The sequence below is a fragment of the Larkinella knui genome, assembly GCF_003858645.1.
Classification (GTDB): Bacteria; Bacteroidota; Bacteroidia; order Cytophagales; family Spirosomataceae; genus Larkinella; species Larkinella knui.
Window position 1 is genome coordinate 295,353 of the sequence record NZ_RQJP01000001.1, and the last position, 20,345, is coordinate 315,697.

A 20,345-nucleotide genomic window follows, 5' to 3' on the forward strand; every position below is an offset into this window, starting at 1 on the left:
AACGGTTTCCCGGAACTACTTTTTGGAGGTTGGTTACCGCTTGGAGCATTGCAGCTGGTCATGAACGGGCTTGCTTTGGATTTTGTTAAAAATCTATAAACCAATCTTTTCTATGAAATCCATCAAAATTGTTGCCGTAAGCTTTTTACTCCTGATGGGCTGTACGCCAGCGCAAACCCAGGATACCAATCCGGCTAAACTTCCGGCGTTAAAACCCGGTGAAGCGGTTGCGACGTTTGCGGGGGGCTGTTTCTGGGCGCAGGAAGAAGGCTTTGACCAACTGAAAGGCGTTCGGGAAGTGATTTCGGGCTATGCCGGTGGCACGGTTAAAAACCCAACGTATGAGCAAGTCGGAACCGATCAAACCGGCCATGCTGAATCGGTGCAGGTGTATTACGATCCAAGTGTGATTAGTTACAGCGAACTGCTCGATGCTTTTTTTGCCGGCCATGATCCCACCACCCTCAACCGGCAGGGCCCCGATGTCGGGCGTGATTATCGTTCGGTGGCGTTTTATCGGACGCCCGCCGAGAAACAGGCCATTGAGGCTGCTATCCAGCGCACCAATGCGTCAAAGCATTACAAAAACCCGGTTGTGACCGAAGTGGTAGCTTTCAAGGAGTTTTATCCGGCGGAAAATTACCACCAAAATTACTGCAAACTGCATCCCAACCAGCCCTATATTCAGAGTGTGTCGCTGCCTAAAGTGGAGAAGCTTCGGAAAGCGATGAAAGGGAAGCTAAAAAGTGAAGGAAAAACAAACTCGTAATTGAATGCACAGTAGCGGGTATACCGTTTACGATGGCTGACGCAGTACTTGAACAAGCGACCGTAAACGGTATACCAAATACCGTCATGTTATACTTCATCGGGGTCAATCTCGATCGTTAAGTCGTCGCTATCGCCGTCGTATGCCAACGAATTGGAGCGGTTTTCGGCGGTATTGATGGCCGTGTGCGTATCTGTATAGAGCAGAGTATCAGCCGCTTCATCATCGCCTTTGTTATACGTGTCTTCCGAACCCAGGCCCAGATCCGTATACATGGGTGCCACATCCGCTTCAGAAAGTGGCGGCAATCCATCCTCATCTTCCGAAGTGTGCCGTTGATGGTAATTTCCGGGTTTAGGGGCGTTGGAGCTTAAATCTTCAGTTTTCTGATTTTCCATAATTCAAAAATTCTGATTATGGACATATAACAACCGGAGCAACCGATTGTTGGGAGCGGCCGAAAATTGGCGGTTTTTTACAGGTACCGCAAAATGTTTTTCCCGGAGAAGGCGCTGGCCAATTGGCTGAAATAAAGCCCTTTCCGGCGTGGCTTGTCGATTGCCTGAACGCGGGCCCGCATTTTCAGGAACACACCGATGGCCATGTACAGGAAAAACATTCCAATCAGAATGAACAGCGAGACGGTGTTGGAAATGTCCCGGTGAAACAGGAAAAACAATACGGTATTGGCCAATGAGATCGTACACAATACCGCCGTGGCGGCAGCGTGGGTCAACCCGTTGTCGATCATGATGTGGTGCATGTGATTTCGGTCGGCCGAGAAGGGCGAACGGCCCGCCATGATCCGAACCAGAAATACCCGCAGCGTATCGAAAATGGGCACAATCAGAATGACAATGGCAATAATGGGCGCATTGAAAAACGAAGTTGGATCGAACCGGAACGAGTTATTCAGGTTGATAAACCGCACGGCAAAAAACGACAGCAGAAAACCCAGAATGAGCGATCCGGTATTGCCCATGAAAATCTTGCTGGTGTGCGAAAAATTGAACCGCAAAAAGCCGACCAAGGCACCCGACAGCGTGAACGCCAGACAAGCCATGGCAAAGTGATTGGTGAGCAGAAACCAGCTTCCAAACGTCAGACTCGCCAGGGTAGAAATGGCCCCGGCTAACCCGTCGATGCCGTCGATCAGGTTAATGGCGTTGATAATGGTAATGAAGATCAGACAGGTAATCAGAATGGAAAACACATTGTTGATGTGGTACATTCCGAAAATACCGTACAGATAGTCGATGCGCAGTTTACCGAAGAAAATCAGAATTAAAGACGGCAAGACCTGAAAGAAAATTTTCTTGTTGGGGTCAATGCCCACCATGTCGTCCTTGATGCCGATAAAAAATAAAATCGACATGCCAACAATCGACAGGTTGGTTCGGTAAATGTCGGTCTGGTCGATGGCTGGCCACAGGAAATAGCTAATCAGAATGGCAGCAAAAATGGCAATTCCGCCAAACGTTGGCGTAGCGGTTTTGTGGGAACTCCGGGAGCCGGGTTTCTCCATGAGAAACTTCAATTCCGAAATTTTGATGACTACCGGGATGGAAACGACGGCAACAAAGCAGGCAACCAGAAAGGATAACAGACACTGGTAAAGACCCAGCTGAAAAAGATCGTCGGTTAATTTATTTTGTATATAAGAAAGAAGTAATTCCAGATTCATAGCGGCAGGTGTGATGATACGTTCGTTATAAAATCACATAGACAGAGCGTAAATGTTACCGTTTTATGCGTTTTGTACAATTAAAAATGACTAAATGGTACGGTATATTTATCATGCGGTGCAAAAGACGGTTATTTTTCACAGCTTTGGTAATAGCTGGTCGATTTTTCTTAAAGGTTTAAGAAAAAGTGTAAAAAAGTAAGGACGCAGTCCGTTTAGTTTCCACCCCTGGCGATCCTCGCGATTGGCCCGCCACCGGTGTTTCAGCGTCGCGTTACTCATGCCGCCCGACCGCATCGTAACCAGCACTTCGGGTAGATAACTGAGTTTAATTTTGTGTTTGTGGATGAAGCGCAACAGGAGCTCATAGTCGGACGAACTTTTGAGTTCGAGCGTATAATTTCCCAGTTCCTCATACACCGACCGCCTGATAAAACAGGTTGGGTGGGGGGGCATCCAGCCCCACAGAAAAGCGCCCTCTTTGTATTCGCCCACTTTCCAGTAGCGGTCCACTTTCTCCGTGTTTTCCGGATTGACGTAGATGACATCGCCGTATACCGCATCACAGTTCGTGGCCTTGAAACGCTGGACAACTTTTTCGACCACCTGGTTATGGTGGTAAAAATCATCGGCATTGATGAGTCCGATGATGTCGCCCGTTGCCAATCGTATTCCTTTGTTTATCGCATCGTAAAGCCCCTTGTCGGGCTCCGAAACGAAGCGGGTGATGCGCGAACCATACGAGCGGACAATCTCGGCCGTGTTATCGGTCGAGTTGCCGTCGATGACGATGTATTCAATGTCCGGATAGGTCTGGTTTAGCACCGATTCGATGCTGTCCCGAACCGTGGCGGCTCCGTTAAAAACGACGGTTATAATGGTTATTTTCATGAAATTTCACGGTTTTTAACCCAAACAGCCGGATTGCCCTGGTATATTCCGTAGGCTTCCATCGACTGGGTGGCCACGGATCCAACCGAAAGAATGGAATGGGAGTGGCAGGTGACGCCGGGGCAGACGACCGACTTGGCGCCGATCCAGACGCCATTTTCCAGCTGAATAGGTTTTACGAATAAATCAAACGTTCGGCTTCGGTAATTGTGATTGCCGGTTTCGAGCATGGCTCCCTGTGAAATACAGACGTTATTCCCGATGGTGATCGGGGCCAGGTTGTCGATCCAGACGTGTTCACCGATCCAGACGTAATCACCGATGGAAAGCATCCACGGGAATTTGATATTGACGGCGGGCTTGATGGCCAGGCCAACCCCGATTTTAGCCCCGAAAAGCGTCAAAATCCATTTTTTTACACGAACCGGCAGGGGTAAATACGAGTTGATGGTAACCGAACTGACCAGGAACCACAGAATGACTTTCCATTTTGGTCCGGGTCGCCACCAGCTGTTGTCATAAACCGACAGGTCAGTGCTGACCCGGTTGCCGGGCCTGGAGGTCTTTTCCATATTCTGTTCGGAAGAAATCAATAATTGCTTGTTTATCAGTGCCTACCCGGTGGTAAACTTCATACAGTTTGGCATCGACCAGAAACCGGTACCAGAGTCCCTGCAAAAAATGCCACATCAGCCCCGGACGTCCGTCGAGAAAGCCCAACCGCAAAATATAGCGGTACAGAAAATACAGCACGGGCCGGGTAAAAAGCGGCAACGATGCATACCGCATCTTCAAATACCGCTTCCGCTGTTCCTGCGTTCCCAGCAATTTGGGTTCAACCCGGATCGTCTGGTCAAAGTTATAGCGAATGTTTAAAATATCGATCACCTCGCGGATGGCATACAGATTATGCTTTTGTGTCCACCACGTTAAGTTGTTGAGGTTATGATCCACCAGATCGTGATCGAACTGAATGGAGCGCCCGGTTGATAGTTTAATGTGTTCGTCCATCCAGCTTTCTTCACAAATACCCTGTCCACTGCGCCAAATGCGAAGCAACCAGATCGGGTAGTAGTCGCCGTGGCGCATCCAGCGGTTCATAAACATGACCCGACGCTTGACGTAAATACCGCTGACGTCATGGGGCTGCATGGCCAATCGGGTAGTGATTTCGGTAGCCAGTTCGGGTAAAACGTATTCGTCGGCATCCATCCGCATCAGCCAGGTGGATTGAAACGGCGTATGTCGGATTCCGTAGTTAAACTGGGTTGCGTAATTGACCCAGGGATTCTGTACGACCACGGCCCCCATAGCCCGGGCAACTTCAACGGTTTGATCGGTGGAGAAGGAGTCAACGATAAAAATCTGATCCGTAAACGGCAGCAGGCTGGCAATACACCGGCCAATGTGTTTCTCCTCGTTGTGGGTCAATATGATAACCGAGATTGTACTCATGCGGGATGGGATTCAGAGCGTTGATGAGAACTGAAAACCAGATTTTTATATTCCTGAAGCAGTTGGCTGCCAACCACGTTGATGTCGTACTGGTTTTGCACGAGTTGCCGGGCGTTGTTCTTCAGCGTTTCGGCAAGCGTAGCGTTGTGCAAAACGGTATCCAGATTTTGGGCGATGGATTCCGGGTTCAGGTCGGTCAGGCAAGCCGCCTGGATTTGACCCACCCGACGCCCCAGGCCCACCCGGTCCGAAATCAGCGCCGGAACGCCGGCGGCCATGGCTTCCAAAACCGCCATCGACAAGCCTTCGGAATACGAAGGCAGCACGAACACATCGGCGTCGGCCAGGGCCGCCAGCTTGGTTTCGCCGGTGAGCATTCCTACCAGTCGAATCTGTTTTTCCAATCCATTCCGGCTGATAAACTGCTGGGCTTCCTGCTGATAGCCATCATCCGACCCGGCCAGTACCAAAACCGCATCCGAGTGCCGACGGCAGTAGTCCCGAAAAGCGGGCAATAGCAAATCGAGCCCTTTTTTGATGTTCAATCGACTCATAAACAGCACCATTCGCTGACCAGCGTCCAGATTGAATTCGTTTCTGAACTGGCCACGGGGCGGCAAATTTGAAAAATCGGAGACCCGAATACCGTTTGGAATCAAAACGATCCGCGGGTGTTGATAACCCAGATAGCGCTCCACATCCTGCCGTTCGTCTTCGTTCAGAATGTGAATCAAATCCGCCTGCGCCATGAATTTTTTCTGGACCAGAAAATCCATCAGCTGCTTTTTCCAGCGACTTTGCCGCAACGCCCAGGCGTCCAGAACACCATGAACCGTAATCACTTTTGGTACGGTTTTATTCACCAGAAAGGGAGCGATGCTACCAAAATGCCACAGGCCGTGGCAATGGATAATGTCGTAATCGGAACTGTGTGCTTTCAGATACCGGTATAAATCCAGCGAAACTTCCCGAAAAAACCGGCTGATAACGGGGGTACGGAGACAGGGAATGACGCGACTGCCTTCGGGAGCCGGGTAGAGTTGGTCGTTGGGGGACATCGGACTCAGAATATCGACCTGATGGCCTGCCGCCACCGCAATTTGCGTATGGTCGTAAATCATCCGGGCCGGGCCACCGATGGACCAGGTATAAGCACAAATGTGGAGGATTCGCATACGTTGGGTCGAAATAACTAAGTACGGGTCACTTTCACAAATCCGGCCAGCATTTCCCGGGCAACGGCGTCCGGCGTAAAACCGGCAATGATCTCCGCCGAAACCCGTCCCATGGCTTCCCGGTTAGCCTGGTTGCTGGTGAAGTTGAGCAGGCAATGTTCCAGTTCATCGGGCCGGAGCGGATCGAAAACGTACCCATTCCGGCCGTCTTTCACCAGGTCTGTGGCGCAACCACAACGGGTTGAAACGACCACCGGCATCCCGCAAGCCATCGCTTCGTTGACAACCAGACCCCAGGGTTCGGACAGACTGGGCAACACCAGCACGTCGGCCAATGCCAGCGTTTCCGGAACCCGGTGCCAGGGCTGATTGGGTAAAATTCTGACAACATCCTGCAAACCAAGTCGTTCGATTTGGGTTTCCAGGGATGCCTTCTGGTCGCCGTCGCCGAGCAGCAGGAGTCCCCAGTGGTCTGGAGCCGTTGTTTTTTGCCGGACCTGTTGAAAGGCATTCAGCAAAACCGTCAGATTTTTTTCGGCCGCCAGGCGGCCAACGTAGATGAAATTAGCCGGTTTTAAGCCCAGTTCCCGTTGTTTTGCCGACCGGTTGGGTCGGGCCTGCTCGTAAACCTGGCGCAACTTCGCATTGTCAACTACCGCATTGTTCTGAACCAGGATCTGCTCCGGTCGGGCGCCCAGCTGAATCAGGTAATTGGCCTGCGGTGTGCCAAAGCAGAAAAAACCATTGGCCAGCGAAATGATCCGGCTTTTTAGCCATTCCCGCCCTGTACTTCGCGTCTGATCGACGGGGGTAGATTCGGTTTGAATAATAACTTTGATCCCGCTTGCTTTGGCCAGCAGCATCAAAACCAGTTGGGCCGGGTCGTAATAGCCCGTCAATAAAATGACATCGGGGCCATAAGCGCGCATCCGGCTCACCAGGGCCCTGATTTTGGCGGATGTACTGACCTGCTCGATATCAGCATCGAAAAGCAGCTCGTAACTGTACTGGTCTGGCAATTGGTCCGGTTTTCCCAGCAAAGCCCGTGACTGTTCGTTTCGGGCAATCTGCAGCACATGTACCGACGCGCCGAAAGTCGAAGCCAGGCGATTCAGTTCGCTGAAAACCGTTGCTTTATAATGTGCCCACAAAATGTTGTGAACAATCAATATCTTCATAAAGATGGGTTAATGCCTCAAAGGGCCGGTTTAACCACCGGCGGGTGATTAAGCAGATTGGGCGGGTAGAGGTGGCTGATTCCCACAAACCGGATCATCAGACAGAACGGGTGCCAGAACGAAATTTCGTAGGGACGCCCGTTTGTGAATAATTGCACGAAAAGCATGATGTAGAAATACGCCAGAAAGGTGGAAAGCGAGTCCGGGTTATCGCGGATGGTCTTCAGACTGTAAAAAAGCGCCGAGAAACAGAAGGCGGTAAATGTCACAAAACCGGGAAGACCGTGGTTGATGAGTGCTTCCAGGAGCGGTACATCCAGGTAGGTCGATTTATAGCCCTGGCCCACCAGAATGACGTGTAAATGGCCTTCGATGATGTTTTGCAGGTACTGAAAACTGGTTGCACGGTTGCCGGCCGAAGCATCCAGGGTGGCGGCAAACTGATTTTGGACTTTTATGCCCAATACCGCGTACACGTTCTCCATATTTCGTTCAATGAAGGCAACGGCATAGCCGTAGAGAATGGCAATCAGGTCGCCATTTTTTCGCATAAAGTAACCAATACCCAGAAAGACGATGGCAATCATCACCAGTGAGGCTGGTCGCATCAATCCTTTCACGGCGTCTTTGATCTGCCGGGGGCGAATGTTGAACATAAAAAACAGCCCAATAATCAAAATCAGGGCCACAATGCTCGAACGGGTTTGGGTCATAACCAGAATCCCCATACTGAAAATACAGGCTCCCAGCGACATAATCCGAAGAATAAAGCCCGTTTGGGGTCGAAACGCCCAAATCCCGCAGGCCACTACACTCATCAGGGCATTTCTGGCAAAAACGTGCGGATTACCAGACCGGTATTCGCCTTCACCATATTGAATAGCAGCCCGTTGGCCAATGTTCCAGGTTGGGTCGGTCAATAAGGCGTAGACCAGGGCCAGGTTGGAAACCACCGTAAAGGCAATTACGATCGGGACGAATACTTCGATAATATCGTTGGGGATGTTGATCAGTAAAAACAGGAATAACGCTACGTAAATGTAATAGATCGTGTCCATCGTACCATCTTTGAACCACTGATCGCGGTAGAAAGCCATGTAGAAAATCATGACGGCAAAAAACAGCAGTGCCATGTTCAACAGGTTGGTATTCAGCCGGTATAATTTACGCATGAAGTGAAATGGAATCATCAGAATGAAGCCCAGGGCCAGGAAGGCCGCCGTAAAAGCCGTGCTTCCCGGGGCAATGCGTAACGTTTCCTTGAAAAAGAAAATTAATGGGTAGCCGTCAATAACCATTAAAATACCAACTACATACCGCATCAGGTGCAGTTTTCGCCAGGTAAATAGTTCTAAGAAGGATGATGGCAGCATAAATCAAATGGTTGGATCGATTTCAAAACACCTCACAGGCCTGACTGCATGGTTTAGGCAATTGTATTTTTTTAATATCAGTACAAATATAAAGAAAAGAATACTGAAGTAAGGAATATGGATCGAGGAATAAAGCAGCCCACCTAAGTTTCACTTTTCCAATTTCGTGAATTGCCAATTCAACCGGTTTGTTTCGCCTACATTTTTCGGGGTACGTCAACCGTTTCGATAAACTGAACGGTCTGCCGAAGCGTGGCAACGGCTTTCCTGCGCCATCCCTTGACCGGCGGTTTGAACGGCTGACGGCCATAGGCCGGAACGACGGCACTCAGCGGGTTGGCCAGACCCGCTTTATCGAAGTGACGCACCCGGTCCTGATAGGCCTGGAGCCGTTTTTTTATCGACGGATACGACGAAATCCGGACCCGATCCTGGGCCTGAAAGTACCCTTCCTGATCGGCCAATCCTTTGTAATTAAAGAATACAGCTGGTGTTTCTTCTGTAATCAGCCGCTCGTGCAGGTTCCACAAACCAAGGTGCCAGCCGGGATTTTTGACAATCGTAACCCCATCGAACAAACCGGGTGTGAGGGCCAGCCAGATCTGGTCCGTATACATGCCCTCGCAGGGCCGGGCAAAGGCCCGTTCCGGCACCCGCTGACCCCACCAGCCAAGAAACCGGGCCGCTTCGTCCGAACGTTTCAGTGCGATAAAACCGGAGCTGTACAAGCCAATGTTCTGAAGATACTTCTCGTCGGGGAAAGCCTGGTCAGTCAATGGCTTGAGCAGGTGTGGCGTCAGCAAAAGAGCCGCATCGGAATACCGGGTGTATAAATCCGTCAGAGGTTGGTACAGATAAACGGATGGATCGAGGTAAACCAGCCAATCGCTTTGAGGTTGGCTCTGGTATAGATGGCTGATAAAGAACGGTTTGCAGGCTGCTTCAAACTCCGCCGGGGTATATTGCTGGGAAAGTTGCTCCAAATCCGGAATGACCAGATCGTTCATCGAAATCAGCGGAAACGGCAGCTGAAAACCGGTCGGCAACTGCGAAATGTCATCGCAGAGCCCGATCACGAACGAGTCGGTGGGGTGATGGCGCTGCAAACTTTCGCCCAGGGCGAGTGCCTGAGGCAGTTGACGGATGGTGCAAACGGACAGAAATGTAATCATACGTTTCGTTACTCTAATAAATCGCCTAATGCCGCCAGATACGGTGCGTACTGGTTGGCTTCCTGATCGGCATACCGGTGATAGTTGCCGGCAACTAACTCCCGAATGACCGAACCAATCCGCAAAAACCGCCCGTCGGGCAGGGTGCTTCTGCGGTTATAATGGGCCAGCCGCCGTTCAAACTGTTCGATTCCCGGCGTTTTGACCGGCGTGCGCGCTTTTACTAATTCGTATAAGCTACGCAATTCGTGGTATTTATGAAGCAAAGGGCCGAGCTTCTCGCTGTGCGGGCGTGAAAACCGATCGGTGAACTTTACCAGTTTGCCCGCCACCGGAGGACGGGTGCCCACTTGCTGTTTTTCGTGGGTACGGTACCAGATTAACGGTTTTTCGTAAAAATCAATGGTGCCTTTGGCGGCCGCAACCAGGCCCATCCAGCCATCATAGATGTAATTGGGCAGGTTGGGAATCGGTAAAAACGACGCCAGCAACCGCCGGCGCAAAGCCGATGTGCAGCCCATCACCCGATTGCCATCCAGCAACACTTCCACGGCTTCACCCCGGCGCCACCGCTCGCGGATGGGCTCGGTAAACCGCACGGTGTCCCAGAATAGACGACCCGTGTCATTCAGGTTGCTGTCGGTAATGATGGCGTTAGAAAACACCAGATCGACGTTCGGATGGTGAATCAGGTAATCACTCAGGGATGCAATTTTTTCGGGCAACCAGCAATCGTCCTGATCACAGATAAAGATTAATTCGTTCTGGCAAAGCGAAAGGGCTTTCTCGAAATTTTTGTTAAAGCCCAACCGCGTCGTATTGTGAAAAATCTGTACGGGAAATGGCGCTCTGGCGGCAAACTGTTCCAAAACCGCTCGCGTCTGGTCGGTCGAATCATCATCGCAAACGATAAGTTCATCCGGTAAGCGGCTCTGTTTCAGCAGGCTTTGCAACTGAGTTTCCAGATACGCTTCGCCGTTATACGTACAAAGCGCCACCGAGATGGTTGGGTGGGTCGGATCAGATGGTATAGCCATAGGTTGCAAAAATGGGTCGCCAGTAGTCGGTTCCGTGGATGTTCCAGGCATGACAACCGAAAGGAAGCTGGCCTTTGTTGTACGTCTGAATGGCCCGCTCGGGATAAAACTCAACTGAAAACCGCAGGGCCGTCCGGAAATCCGGCACGCTCAGAATAGGGAAATACCGGTTGATTTCGATGCCCCAAAACACATCTTCGTTGTATTGATGGGCGTGAATTTTCTCGTAATTGGCAATTTTTTTCTTGTAAAAGCGAATCCAGCGCAGGAGCGACGGAATTTTTCGCAGCGAAAAACCGCCGTTTCCCACGCCATTCAGGGCCGTAATTTCCCGGGGCGTAACGCCGTCGTCCTTCTTCAGATCCAGCCAGATGGCAATCTTTTTCTTGATGTTAAACACGGTTTCATCCTTCCAGCCGGTAAAATCACGGTCGCGGAGCCAGGGTGCGCCGACGTATTCGTAGCCGCTCCGGCACCAGTCGGCCAGTTCATCCCGAAACACAAACGCATCCAACTGGTAAATTAGCATGTATTCGAAGTCCGTAAAAGCCTGATAAAATTCCTCCGACAGCATCAGCCGGTTATAAGCCTGTACATCCTTGAAATAGGCATTGTCGAATTCCCGAACCTGAAGCTGGGGATACGGTTGGGTCAGGTACGAAACATCCAGCGACCTGGGTTTGACCAGAATAACCGGGTAATGCCCCAGAACACGCAGACACTGGGTGAGCGCAATTTGTTCATAGTCCGTCAGTGACGATTGATAAACCGGAATCACGACACAGGCCAGCTGCGGAGTCTTACGTAGAGTGTTCATTTTTTGGTTTTCGGTTTTCGGTTTTCAGTTTACGGAGGCTGACGCATTCAAAGGATCGCGTTAGCACCGAAAACGGTTATCCGAAAACTGTAAACTAATTACCGGTTTTCGAGTGCCGAAATTAACGTATTGATCGGAGATTTCAGCGATTTCCGGATACTCTGGTAATAGAGCGTCTTCGGCGGTTTAATGTAAAAGCAGGGGTAATTCCGGTACGTTTCGTTCTGATTATCAAGCAGTCGCTGCCGATATAGGTCAAACAACGCAACCACATCCGGGCGCTGTTCAAACGTAAACCGGTTTTGGTATTTGGAAATTTCCTTCGGTTTATGAATGCCGTAACCGCTGTAGTGGAAAAACTGCAAATCGGCCGTTTCGTTGACCCGCCAGACGCCATTCTGTTCCGAGAAATGCCGCTCGTGAAGGTTCCAGTAGGCAGCATTGTAACCGGGATGTTTTTCAATCCAGACTTTATCGTAGTAAATAGGGGCAAAATTAACCCAGTGCTGATCGACGAATAAACCGTTGCAGAGATCGATGCGGCATTCGTTCACCAGCCGTTTTTTCCACCACTGAACAAACCGGTTTGATTCTTCCGTTTTTTGCAGCCCAATAAATCCCAAATTAAACGTACCGGTGTTGAGGTGGTTTAACTCGTTGGGAATCAGCCAGTCATTGATGGGTTGGCAGATATGGGGCGTCACCACCAGGTTGTATTCGCCCAAATGTTGCTTCAGCCGGGTAAGCGGCTGAAAAACAATGATGTCCGGGTCGAAATAAATGACTTCGGTAGCTTCGGGGTTGTGCTTGAAAAAGTAGTCGATGTAAAATGGTTTGACGGCGGTATTCAACTCCGTGATGTCATACCGGTCGCACATACCCGCAAAATCCTCGATCTCGATCTGGTCGATTTCCAGCATCGGATAGTCGGGCAGGAGCGAGGCTGGCAGGTTGGCCTGATCCAGCTTGTCGACCAACCCGATGACGTACTGCCAGTCGGGATTGGTTTGCCGCAGCGAATCGCCCAGCGTTCGGGCCTGGGCCAGGTAATTGATCGAACAAATGGTGAAGGCTAGCGTCATACGTAATATTTCTGCAACAGGTATGGCAGGTAGCGATTGGGTTGAAGTTCGGTCAGTTTGTTGTGCAAAACCGCTTTACTTTTTGTCGTGTCGATGGCAAACGGTTCACCTTTGTCGATCAACCGGTACCGGGCGGTTACACCCAGATGAGTTTCAATAGCCTGAACAATCTCCAACGGTCTGACACTGTACGGGTTAGCGACATTGATGATCTGATTCCAGTCGTTTGGTCCCCGGGCGATGTAGTCCGTCACGATCCGGTATACATCATCGACATCGATCAGATTCCGGCTGGCTCCCTGCCAGACGTCGAACGGTTCCTGGTTCCGAATGCGGTTGACAAAAAAATTCAAAACCGTATGCGGATTTTCGGTTCCGCCCACCACGTTGGACGCTCTGATAATCAGGTAGTGAGCGCAATTTTCCGCGATATACGTTTCCAGAAACAACTTATGCCGAACATAAAGCGAACCCTGTTCGGTCGGATCGGTAACACTGCAGGTGCTGAAATAAATAAAAAGCCGGTTTTCGGACCACGCGATGCTTTCTTCGACGAGCTTTTGCTCCCGGGCAAACTCCGCGGGGCGGTTTTCCTTGGAATTGGAAACCCCGGAGGCAAAAATCAGGACGTCATCCCGGTCGTCAAAATCTGAAAAACGCCGGGCAATCATACCGTTTCCAACGACCATGCTACGTATTGTGTTCATTCAAAGCGGTTTCAAGGATAGCCAGCAGACGCGGCACCAGCACACCGGCGTCGTGATGCATGGCTCGCTGGTAAAAAATAGCCCCAAGCCGACGGCGTTCCTCCGGCGCGTCGGCCAGCCGACGGATCACGTCCGACAGGGCGGCAACATCGGAATAATTCACCAGACACCCCGTATCTTCGCCGACAAAATCCGGACTCCCGCCTGAATCCCGGAAGCAGAGAACGGGAATCTGGTTCAGCCCGGCTTCAAGAATCACCAGCGGATAGGGATCTTCGCGGGAGGTTAACGTAAAGATGTCGAAACAGGCAAAATAAGTCAGGTAATCACCCCCCGGTTCAATCAGGATAACCCGGTCATTGAGTTGCATCCGTTCCAGATCATACGTCAGTCGCCGGTATTCTTCGCTCTTTTTGGGGACGCCGATCCAGACAAAATATGCATCGGGATGGGTTTTTAGAACTTGCTGGGCCATCAACACAAACAAATCGACACCTTTGCGCCATTCCGCATTGCCGCAGCCGCCCACCACGACGGCATCGAGTGGGATTCCCAGGCGAGTACGGACGGCAGGCCGATCAACGCTTTGCAGCGTGTTCAGCAGCGATTCGGTGCGAATGAGCGAGTTGAGTACCTCGGTTTTTTCGGACGCCAGCCCATGATTCTGAACCAGATTCTGGCGAACCGCATCCGAGCCGCACAGAAACAACGTGGCGTGGTCGAGCTGATACCGCAGTTCGTCCGGTTTGGTGTAGATGTGAATCGATGTTTCCAGTTCGTGGACGTACGATATGAAGGGCAGGCCTAAGGGTTGCAGCCGTCGGAGTAAACCACCGTTGGCAATGGTATTTGAAAAGATCAGGTCGAAGGCCTTTGCCCGTAAAACCGGCAGGAGTTCGGTAAAAAGTTCAGTTTTCGGATCACTTTCCGGGTTCGAAGAACCCACGCCCAGGCGTTTAATGGCCCGGGTAATCAGGCTGTTGGGTTGCGGAGGAGTGGGCGGCACAAAACCGGCGTAAACAGTGGTCACGCGCTCATAGTCTGAAACGAGTGGTCCGCCATCACCCAGCAACAGGGCTGTTTCCACCCCCGCCTTTTGTAAAAAAGTCAGCAGGTGAAGCAGTAAATATTGCGCTCCGGCCCGGTTGGCATCGTGGCCGATGAAAAGGATCTTCGTCAAGAGAAAACGTTTAATAAACTTTATGACTCGGTATCGGGCGTTTTTCGGCCGGATTGCCCATGTACACACCCCAGGCTTCGGTCGACTTGATGACGGCTGCGGCCATGCCTACCAACGTTCCTTCGGCGATGTGCAGGTAGTCGCGAATGGTGCTGTTGACGCCAAAAAAGCTGTAGGAATCGACCACGCAGTGGCCCGAAAGCACCACATGAGACGTAAAAAAGACGTGATCTTTGATTTCTCCGTGGTGACCGATGTGGTTGCCGCTCCACAAAACAACGTTATTGCCAATGGTCGTGAAGGGCTGAATGGTATTATCCTCCAGAATAAAGCAGTTTTCGCCAATCTGATTATTGAAAAGCGTCGCTTTTGAGCTGATGTACGAGATGCATTCATACCCTTTTGCTTTGGCTTCCAGGTAGATTTTTTCCCGGTTTTTGTTCATTTTCCGACCCGTCATCGGGGCGAAAAACTTAAACTCCTGCGGAGGATAAACCGTCTCAACGTCTTCAAAGGCAACGACCGGCAACCCCTTGAACTCGGTTTCTTTCAGATACTCGCGGTTTAATGCGAACGCAACGACCTCGTGTTCCGAGTCGTGGGTCAAATAGAAATGCGCGAGTTCGGCGGTATCCAGTACGCCAAATATGATAACTTTTGCCATAGCGAGTAATGTTGTTAAACCAATTCGAATTCATCCAGCATCTTCTGCACCGTCGGCACGTCGTTGAACATCAGCACATCGGCGATGGACAGCCAGGGAACGAATTCGTTCTGAAACTGGGCATAGTCAACTCGTCTCGATTGAATAAAAAACAGCTCGATGCCCGCATCGGCAAACCGTTGGCGGTCATACAGTTCCATTCCACCGATGGGATTGATGTACCGCGTGGCTTTTTCCTGACGACAAATATCCAGAATCCGCTCCTGACCCCGCAGTTCATGGTTGTTGTAAATGGCGGACGACGGAACGAGTTCGGTTTGGATGCCCAGGTAGTCGTTTATCAACGGGAAACTATCACGAACCAGTTCGGCAATCGTACGAACCTCCAAGTTTACAATTTTTTCCAGCAAGGGATATACCGTTTTATAAAAAGGTGCTTTTCGGTAGGATTGCCCCAGGGTTTGCAGGAGTTTTTGCCGCCATTTCGGGTCGTCGCTCAGGTCGATGTCCGCAATCCGTTTGTTCTGGCTGGCTTCTTTAAGCGGAACGGTCAGCATAAAGTCTTTTCCATTGACCAAAATGCGGTTCCGATTCACCCAGCCCCGGTTGATGAAGGCAACATCGTCGTAGAAAATGAATTTATCGACGGTATTCATCAGTTGCAAATAACCGATGTAGGGCAAAAAATAGGGTTGCATGATGGCAATTGTCATCTCGATCGGACGGTTTGAAAACCGCCTTTAGTATGGTGTGCGGTATTTAAACCGCTCTATTTTAGCTTTCGTAAATAGTAATCTTCGCCCGGTACAATCAGGTGCGTCATCGTCGTATCCGTGCCGAGTCGCAGATCACCCGGCTGCGGTTTGATAACGTTTTTAGAGAAAAACAGATAATCGGCGTCCTTCGGAATCGGCTGCACCCCTTTTTCGAAAGGGTTGATCGGAATGAGCCGCCGGGACAGGTGTTTTCCGTACAGGGGATATTCAAAATCATCGTTGATCGTTCCCAGGGCAACGGTTGCGTTTTCGGGCACCAGCGTATCGAACCGCTTATAAGGCACGTAGCTATCGGGGCGGAACATCATTTGCAGATACATCCGTTCGGCACGAAAGGCCGACGGCCGACCGTAGGCCGGAAGCGGCAGGCAACGCTCATTTAGAAAGACCGTAAAGAGGGCCGAAAGACTGCCAACGCCAATGACTAAAGCCACATACATTTTCAAGGCTACGCGGCCCGGTTTTAAAATGGTAAGCCAGCGGTTGGTGAAGAGAATAGGCAGAAATAAAGAACCAATCAAACCGGTTTCGATGAAATACCGCCCTTTGAACGGATCGTATGGAGCCGAGTAGGAGAGGGCCAGGAAATGGAGCACGAAGGCTATCGCCAGAAAAAAATGAGCTTTCGAGCGCATAAGACCCAGCAATGACAACGCAACCAGAGGCAGAATCAGGCCGAAGCCGATGATGCTCCAATACGGATTGGCGTTGTAAAACTCAAACCGCCGACTGAAAACAAACGGGAAAATGGTGAAATCCGTTTCCTCGTCCAGCCGCAGTTTGGTCACTTCTTCCAACTTAACCAGCGGTTTTCGCATGGCTACGTTCGCGTCCAGCCCCCATTGCGTGTTCCGTAATCCGTCGAGATTGATGTGGTCATAGCCATACCGAATGACATTGCGGGTGCCTTGTTCCAGCAAATTCCGCAACGGCCCCGCCCGTTCTACCGACTGGTGGCGGAGGGCCGTCGGTGGCCCGATGGGGTGACCAAATACCTCGATGTTCTTGAGATAACCCGTTGGCAGCATCCACAAACACACGCCAACGATGAAAGCCGGTACGACGTGTTTCAGCCGATCAAAGAAAACCAGCCGGTTCGGAGCCCAGAAAACCGTATAGATCATCACGACAAACAGCGACGGCAGGAGCAGCGTAAACGTGATTTTATGACCGTAGGCAATACCAAACGCCATACCGGCGAGGTACAGATACCGGGCGTCGCGGGTGGTTTCCGTGCCCGATTCGCGGTAGGCAAACAGAAAATACAGGAAGCTGCCCATATAGGCAGTCAGCACGATATCGGTTTCGGTGGTAACGGCCTGCATCAGAAAATCGGGCAGCAGCGCGTAACACAGGGCGGCAAAAAAGCTCGCCGACAGATTCCGGGCAATGCGTTGCGAAATACCGAAAACCGCAATAATCGCCATCCAGTACGACAGATGATGAATGAGTTTGAAGGCATTTTCGAAGCGGCCCGTGATCAAAAACGAATAGATCTGGATCGTACAGACGCTTTTCGGGTACGTATCCATGTTCCAGTTCGTACCCCCAAAATGCCGCATGGTTCCGCGCTGGATGTATTGCATGACCCGGTTCAGGTGGCCGGTCATGCTGTCCCATTCGTTGGGGGGCGTAAACAGAACGAGCAACAGATTGGTGACGGCAATAACGCCCAGCGTTGCCAGCAAGACGGTGAACAGAACCTTGAAATACACGGATAGGGAGCGATACCAGTCGCCAAACGTTTCCCGCCGTTCCCGCAGCAAACGATTGACCGACCAGCGGGGCTGGTTGACCAACCGCCCGAAGGTGACGCGAAGAACCGTTGCGGTCAGGAAAACGGAGAAGGCCCAAACCGGCGTGCTGGCCGTCAGATACAGAGCCGACAGGCAAAAACCGGTCAGGATGACACTCGCGGCAAAAAGAATAAACGAAACCAGCAACCACTCGGTCAGCGATCGTCGGCTGATACCGGCTGCGGTGTTGCCAATGTAAACGATGAACAGGGCAAACGTAAGCAGGTAAAAGAATGTCATTCCCTTTTACAAATAACTATTAACAATGGTACAAACCTGATCGATCACTTCCTCTTCCAGATCGGGATACATCGGCAGGCAGAGTGCCCTGAGCGCAATGTCCTCCGAGATGGGGCAAGGCTGGGTGGTTTTCAGGAACGGCAGGGTATTCAGCGAGGGGTAAAAATACCGCCGGGGATTGATCTTCACCTGTTCCAGTGCGGCTTTTATTTCCAGCAATTTAGCTTCCGATTCGAGCACAATCGGATAATAAGCGTAATTATACCCTGTTTCGGGCTGAATAACCGGCCGTTGCAGTTTGGAAAGATCGAGTTGTGCATCATACCGGGCAAACCGCTCTTTGCGGGCTTCGATCAGTGCCGGAACGACGGGCAGGTTGCAAAGCCCCATCGCGGCATGAAATTCGGAGTTTTTACCGTTGATTCCCATGTCGATGTAGTCATCGAAACGGTGCCCGAAACTGCGATACAGGTTGAGTTTGTCCGCAATGGCATCGTCGTTGCAGGTCACCAGACCACCTTCGATGGTATGAAAAACCTTGGTCGCGTGGAAACTGCACGTACTGATATCGCCATACGACAACGCTGATTTACCTTTGTAGGTGGCCCCAAACGAATGTGCTCCGTCGTAGATCACTTTCAGGTTGTGCTTTTTGGCCAGTGCTTCAATGGCATCGATCTGACACAGGTTTCCGTAGACGTGAGTCGCCAGAATAGCCTCCGTATGTTCGGTGATCAGCGGTTCGATCTTGAGTGGATCGATGGTGTAATCATCGGCCCGAACATCGGCGAAAACCGGGGTACAGTTTTCCCACAGGATGGCGTGAGTGCTGGCGCAATACGAAAAGGGCGTGGTAATGATCTCTTTCGTGAGTCCCAGCGCCTTGATGGCCATCTGCAAAACGATGGTACCATTTCCGCAAAACAGCAGGTTTTTAATGTCAAGGTAGTCTTTCAGCTCTTTTTCCAGTTGCTGGACGAGCGGACCGTTATTGGTCAGGTAGACTCGTTCCCAGATTCCCTCCAGATGCTTGACGTATTCTTCGAGGGGAGGCAGGTACGATTTGGTGATGTTAATCATTCAGAATGTTTTCTTCCATCATTTCGGTGTGGAACTTCAGTTGCGGACGCACATAGCCAGGCCATTTGCCATACCAGGCCACACCATCGCGGTAGTCGGCAACGTCAAAGATAAGTCCTTCTTCCATATTGTAGAGCGGAGTCACGGTATCTTTTACGATCATCATGGAAACGTTATACGTTCCATCGTTCAAAAAATGACCCGGTACCAGGCACTCGCCCGAAATCAGCCCTTTTGAATAGGATTGCGATTGCGTACCGACGTTAAAGATGCATTCGCCGGTCATCGAGTTCATGTGCAGGCTCAGATTCAGGTTGGCCTTGTCCATGAGATTCCAGTACTCGAAGCGGACGCGGAACGGGGTCCGAACGTCGATAAAAATCTGGTTATCCACGTATTCGGGCAGGATTTCAATTTTCTTGACCCGCACCAAATCGTTGCCCGGAGCTTCTTCCGGGGTGTTCCACTCGCGGATGAGCTTGGTTTTGGAAATTTTGCTCAGATACGAAGCCACCACCTGATTGGTTTCTCCCTGTTCGATGAGCCGGCCGCGTTCGAAATAAAGCGTCCGGTTGCACAGCGCCTGCACCGCCGTCATGTTGTGACTCACGAAGAGGATGGTCCGGCCGCTGGCCGAAACGTCCCGCATTTTACCCAGGCTTTTCTTCTGGAATTCGGCATCGCCTACCGCCAGTACTTCGTCGATGATCAGGATTTCGGGGTCGAGGTGGGCGGCAATGGCAAACCCAAGCCGAACGTACATCCCCGATGAATACCGTTTGACGGGCGTATCCAGAAATTTCTCGATACCGCCAAAATCGACAATGGCATCAAACTGTTTGCGGATTTCTTCCCGGGTCATGCCCAGAATGGCACCGTTAAGAAAGATATTTTCGCGACCGGTCAATTCGGGGTGAAAACCGGTTCCGACTTCGAGCAGGCTGGCGATTCGGCCGCGAATGTGAATTCGGCCCGTAGTGGGTTCGGTAATCTTGCTGAGAACTTTCAGAAGCGTTGATTTTCCGGCTCCGTTATGACCGACAATACCGATCCGATCGCCCTGCTCAACCGAAAAGTTGACATCCCGAAGCGCCCAGAAATCTTCATGCTCAATGTGCTCAGCCTCCTGATGCGGAGACTTTTTACCATTAAAAATCTTCCGTATCTGTTCGCCCAGGGCATCTTTAATACTGCTGCTGCCCTTGCCGCGTTTATGGTCGATAATGTATCGTTTGCTGATGTCTTCTGCTGTGATGACCGCCATAGCTT

20 protein-coding genes are annotated in these 20,345 nt (G+C 51.0%); 1 reads left to right on the forward strand and 19 read right to left on the reverse strand.

Features of this window, described 5'->3' with window-relative positions:
• Positions 1–112: 112 nt before the first annotated feature.
• Positions 113–769 (forward strand): peptide-methionine (S)-S-oxide reductase MsrA, encoded by a 657-nt coding sequence (gene msrA / locus EHT87_RS01180; protein ID WP_124903028.1) that lies wholly within the window; start codon positions 113–115, stop codon positions 767–769.
• Between the two features lie 89 nt (positions 770–858).
• On the opposite strand, the gene EHT87_RS01185 is transcribed toward msrA, so the two are convergent.
• The 19 genes from EHT87_RS01185 to EHT87_RS01275 all read right to left on the reverse strand — a co-directional run bounded on the left by EHT87_RS01185 (position 859) and on the right by EHT87_RS01275 (position 20,340).
• The gene (locus EHT87_RS01185; protein WP_124903030.1) at positions 859–1,167 is read right to left on the reverse strand and encodes a hypothetical protein; all 309 of its coding nucleotides are present in this window, start codon (positions 1,165–1,167) and stop codon (positions 859–861) included.
• Between the two features lie 77 nt (positions 1,168–1,244).
• Positions 1,245–2,453 (reverse strand): glycosyltransferase family 4 protein, encoded by a 1,209-nt coding sequence (locus EHT87_RS01190; RefSeq protein ID WP_124903032.1) that lies wholly within the window; start codon positions 2,451–2,453, stop codon positions 1,245–1,247.
• A gap of 138 nt (positions 2,454–2,591) precedes the next feature.
• Complete coding sequence (locus EHT87_RS01195) at positions 2,592–3,344, reverse strand: glycosyltransferase family 2 protein (RefSeq protein WP_124903034.1); 753 nt, start codon at positions 3,342–3,344, stop codon at positions 2,592–2,594.
• Entirely contained in the window at positions 3,341–3,916 is a 576-nt protein-coding gene (locus EHT87_RS01200) for a WcaF family extracellular polysaccharide biosynthesis acetyltransferase (RefSeq protein WP_124903036.1), read from the reverse strand. The genes EHT87_RS01195 and EHT87_RS01200 overlap by 4 nt, the downstream gene beginning before the upstream one ends.
• Positions 3,876–4,799: a glycosyltransferase family 2 protein gene (locus EHT87_RS01205; protein WP_124903038.1), complete on the reverse strand. Its 924-nt coding sequence runs from the start codon at positions 4,797–4,799 to the stop codon at positions 3,876–3,878. Before EHT87_RS01205 ends, EHT87_RS01200 begins: the two co-directional genes overlap by 41 nt.
• The gene (locus EHT87_RS01210) at positions 4,796–5,974 is read right to left on the reverse strand and encodes a glycosyltransferase (RefSeq protein ID WP_124903040.1); all 1,179 of its coding nucleotides are present in this window, start codon (positions 5,972–5,974) and stop codon (positions 4,796–4,798) included. Before EHT87_RS01210 ends, EHT87_RS01205 begins: the two co-directional genes overlap by 4 nt.
• A gap of 17 nt (positions 5,975–5,991) precedes the next feature.
• Positions 5,992–7,152 (reverse strand): glycosyltransferase family 4 protein, encoded by a 1,161-nt coding sequence (locus EHT87_RS01215; protein WP_124903042.1) that lies wholly within the window; start codon positions 7,150–7,152, stop codon positions 5,992–5,994.
• 17 nt (positions 7,153–7,169) lie between these two features.
• Positions 7,170–8,525 carry an O-antigen ligase family protein gene (locus EHT87_RS01220; protein WP_229320778.1) on the reverse strand — a complete coding sequence of 452 codons (1,356 nt, stop codon included), beginning with the start codon at positions 8,523–8,525 and terminating at the stop codon, positions 7,170–7,172.
• Positions 8,526–8,722: 197 nt separating this feature from the next.
• A complete protein-coding gene (locus EHT87_RS01225) occupies positions 8,723–9,697 on the reverse strand; it encodes a hypothetical protein (RefSeq protein WP_124903044.1) in 975 nt (324 codons plus the stop codon).
• Between the two features lie 8 nt (positions 9,698–9,705).
• A complete protein-coding gene (locus EHT87_RS01230) occupies positions 9,706–10,734 on the reverse strand; it encodes a glycosyltransferase family 2 protein (RefSeq protein ID WP_124903046.1) in 1,029 nt (342 codons plus the stop codon).
• On the reverse strand, positions 10,718–11,551 hold the full coding sequence (locus tag EHT87_RS01235; protein WP_124903049.1) for a DUF5672 family protein: 834 nt from the start codon (positions 11,549–11,551) through the stop codon (positions 10,718–10,720). Before EHT87_RS01235 ends, EHT87_RS01230 begins: the two co-directional genes overlap by 17 nt.
• Before the next feature lie 98 nt (positions 11,552–11,649).
• Positions 11,650–12,633: a glycosyltransferase family protein gene (locus EHT87_RS01240; RefSeq protein WP_124903051.1), complete on the reverse strand. Its 984-nt coding sequence runs from the start codon at positions 12,631–12,633 to the stop codon at positions 11,650–11,652.
• Positions 12,630–13,340 (reverse strand): NAD-dependent epimerase/dehydratase family protein, encoded by a 711-nt coding sequence (locus EHT87_RS01245; protein WP_229320780.1) that lies wholly within the window; start codon positions 13,338–13,340, stop codon positions 12,630–12,632. Before EHT87_RS01245 ends, EHT87_RS01240 begins: the two co-directional genes overlap by 4 nt.
• A complete protein-coding gene (locus tag EHT87_RS01250) occupies positions 13,324–14,520 on the reverse strand; it encodes a glycosyltransferase family 4 protein (protein WP_124903053.1) in 1,197 nt (398 codons plus the stop codon). The genes EHT87_RS01245 and EHT87_RS01250 overlap by 17 nt, the downstream gene beginning before the upstream one ends.
• 10 nt (positions 14,521–14,530) lie before the next feature.
• Positions 14,531–15,184, reverse strand: a complete 654-nt coding sequence (locus EHT87_RS01255; RefSeq protein WP_124903055.1) for an acetyltransferase — start codon at positions 15,182–15,184, stop codon at positions 14,531–14,533.
• Positions 15,185–15,198: 14 nt separating this feature from the next.
• Positions 15,199–15,897 (reverse strand): WbqC family protein, encoded by a 699-nt coding sequence (locus EHT87_RS01260; protein WP_124903057.1) that lies wholly within the window; start codon positions 15,895–15,897, stop codon positions 15,199–15,201.
• Between the two features lie 56 nt (positions 15,898–15,953).
• A complete protein-coding gene (locus EHT87_RS01265) occupies positions 15,954–17,996 on the reverse strand; it encodes an ArnT family glycosyltransferase (RefSeq protein WP_124903059.1) in 2,043 nt (680 codons plus the stop codon).
• Between the two features lie 6 nt (positions 17,997–18,002).
• A complete protein-coding gene (locus EHT87_RS01270; protein WP_124903061.1) occupies positions 18,003–19,076 on the reverse strand; it encodes a DegT/DnrJ/EryC1/StrS family aminotransferase in 1,074 nt (357 codons plus the stop codon).
• Positions 19,069–20,340 carry an ABC transporter ATP-binding protein gene (locus EHT87_RS01275; RefSeq protein WP_124903063.1) on the reverse strand — a complete coding sequence of 424 codons (1,272 nt, stop codon included), beginning with the start codon at positions 20,338–20,340 and terminating at the stop codon, positions 19,069–19,071. Before EHT87_RS01275 ends, EHT87_RS01270 begins: the two co-directional genes overlap by 8 nt.
• Between the last annotated feature and the right edge of the window lie 5 nt (positions 20,341–20,345).

Excerpts from the sequence above, each read along its gene's own strand:
- msrA (WP_124903028.1), top strand. The coding sequence starts at position 113 with ATGAAATCCATCAAAATTGTTGCCGTAAGCTTTTTACTCCTGATGGGC.
- EHT87_RS01185 (WP_124903030.1), bottom strand. The coding sequence starts at position 1,167 with ATGGAAAATCAGAAAACTGAAGATTTAAGCTCCAACGCCCCTAAACCC.
- EHT87_RS01190 (WP_124903032.1), bottom strand. The coding sequence starts at position 2,453 with ATGAATCTGGAATTACTTCTTTCTTATATACAAAATAAATTAACCGAC.
- EHT87_RS01195 (WP_124903034.1), bottom strand. The coding sequence starts at position 3,344 with ATGAAAATAACCATTATAACCGTCGTTTTTAACGGAGCCGCCACGGTT.
- EHT87_RS01200 (WP_124903036.1), bottom strand. The coding sequence starts at position 3,916 with ATGGAAAAGACCTCCAGGCCCGGCAACCGGGTCAGCACTGACCTGTCG.
- EHT87_RS01205 (WP_124903038.1), bottom strand. The coding sequence starts at position 4,799 with ATGAGTACAATCTCGGTTATCATATTGACCCACAACGAGGAGAAACAC.
- EHT87_RS01210 (WP_124903040.1), bottom strand. The coding sequence starts at position 5,974 with ATGCGAATCCTCCACATTTGTGCTTATACCTGGTCCATCGGTGGCCCG.
- EHT87_RS01215 (WP_124903042.1), bottom strand. The coding sequence starts at position 7,152 with ATGAAGATATTGATTGTTCACAACATTTTGTGGGCACATTATAAAGCA.
- EHT87_RS01220 (WP_229320778.1), bottom strand. The coding sequence starts at position 8,525 with ATGCTGCCATCATCCTTCTTAGAACTATTTACCTGGCGAAAACTGCAC.
- EHT87_RS01225 (WP_124903044.1), bottom strand. The coding sequence starts at position 9,697 with ATGATTACATTTCTGTCCGTTTGCACCATCCGTCAACTGCCTCAGGCA.
- EHT87_RS01230 (WP_124903046.1), bottom strand. The coding sequence starts at position 10,734 with ATGGCTATACCATCTGATCCGACCCACCCAACCATCTCGGTGGCGCTT.
- EHT87_RS01235 (WP_124903049.1), bottom strand. The coding sequence starts at position 11,551 with ATGAACACTCTACGTAAGACTCCGCAGCTGGCCTGTGTCGTGATTCCG.
- EHT87_RS01240 (WP_124903051.1), bottom strand. The coding sequence starts at position 12,633 with ATGACGCTAGCCTTCACCATTTGTTCGATCAATTACCTGGCCCAGGCC.
- EHT87_RS01245 (WP_229320780.1), bottom strand. The coding sequence starts at position 13,340 with ATGAACACAATACGTAGCATGGTCGTTGGAAACGGTATGATTGCCCGG.
- EHT87_RS01255 (WP_124903055.1), bottom strand. The coding sequence starts at position 15,184 with ATGGCAAAAGTTATCATATTTGGCGTACTGGATACCGCCGAACTCGCG.
- EHT87_RS01260 (WP_124903057.1), bottom strand. The coding sequence starts at position 15,897 with ATGACAATTGCCATCATGCAACCCTATTTTTTGCCCTACATCGGTTAT.
- EHT87_RS01265 (WP_124903059.1), bottom strand. The coding sequence starts at position 17,996 with ATGACATTCTTTTACCTGCTTACGTTTGCCCTGTTCATCGTTTACATT.
- EHT87_RS01270 (WP_124903061.1), bottom strand. The coding sequence starts at position 19,076 with ATGATTAACATCACCAAATCGTACCTGCCTCCCCTCGAAGAATACGTC.
- EHT87_RS01275 (WP_124903063.1), bottom strand. The coding sequence starts at position 20,340 with ATGGCGGTCATCACAGCAGAAGACATCAGCAAACGATACATTATCGAC.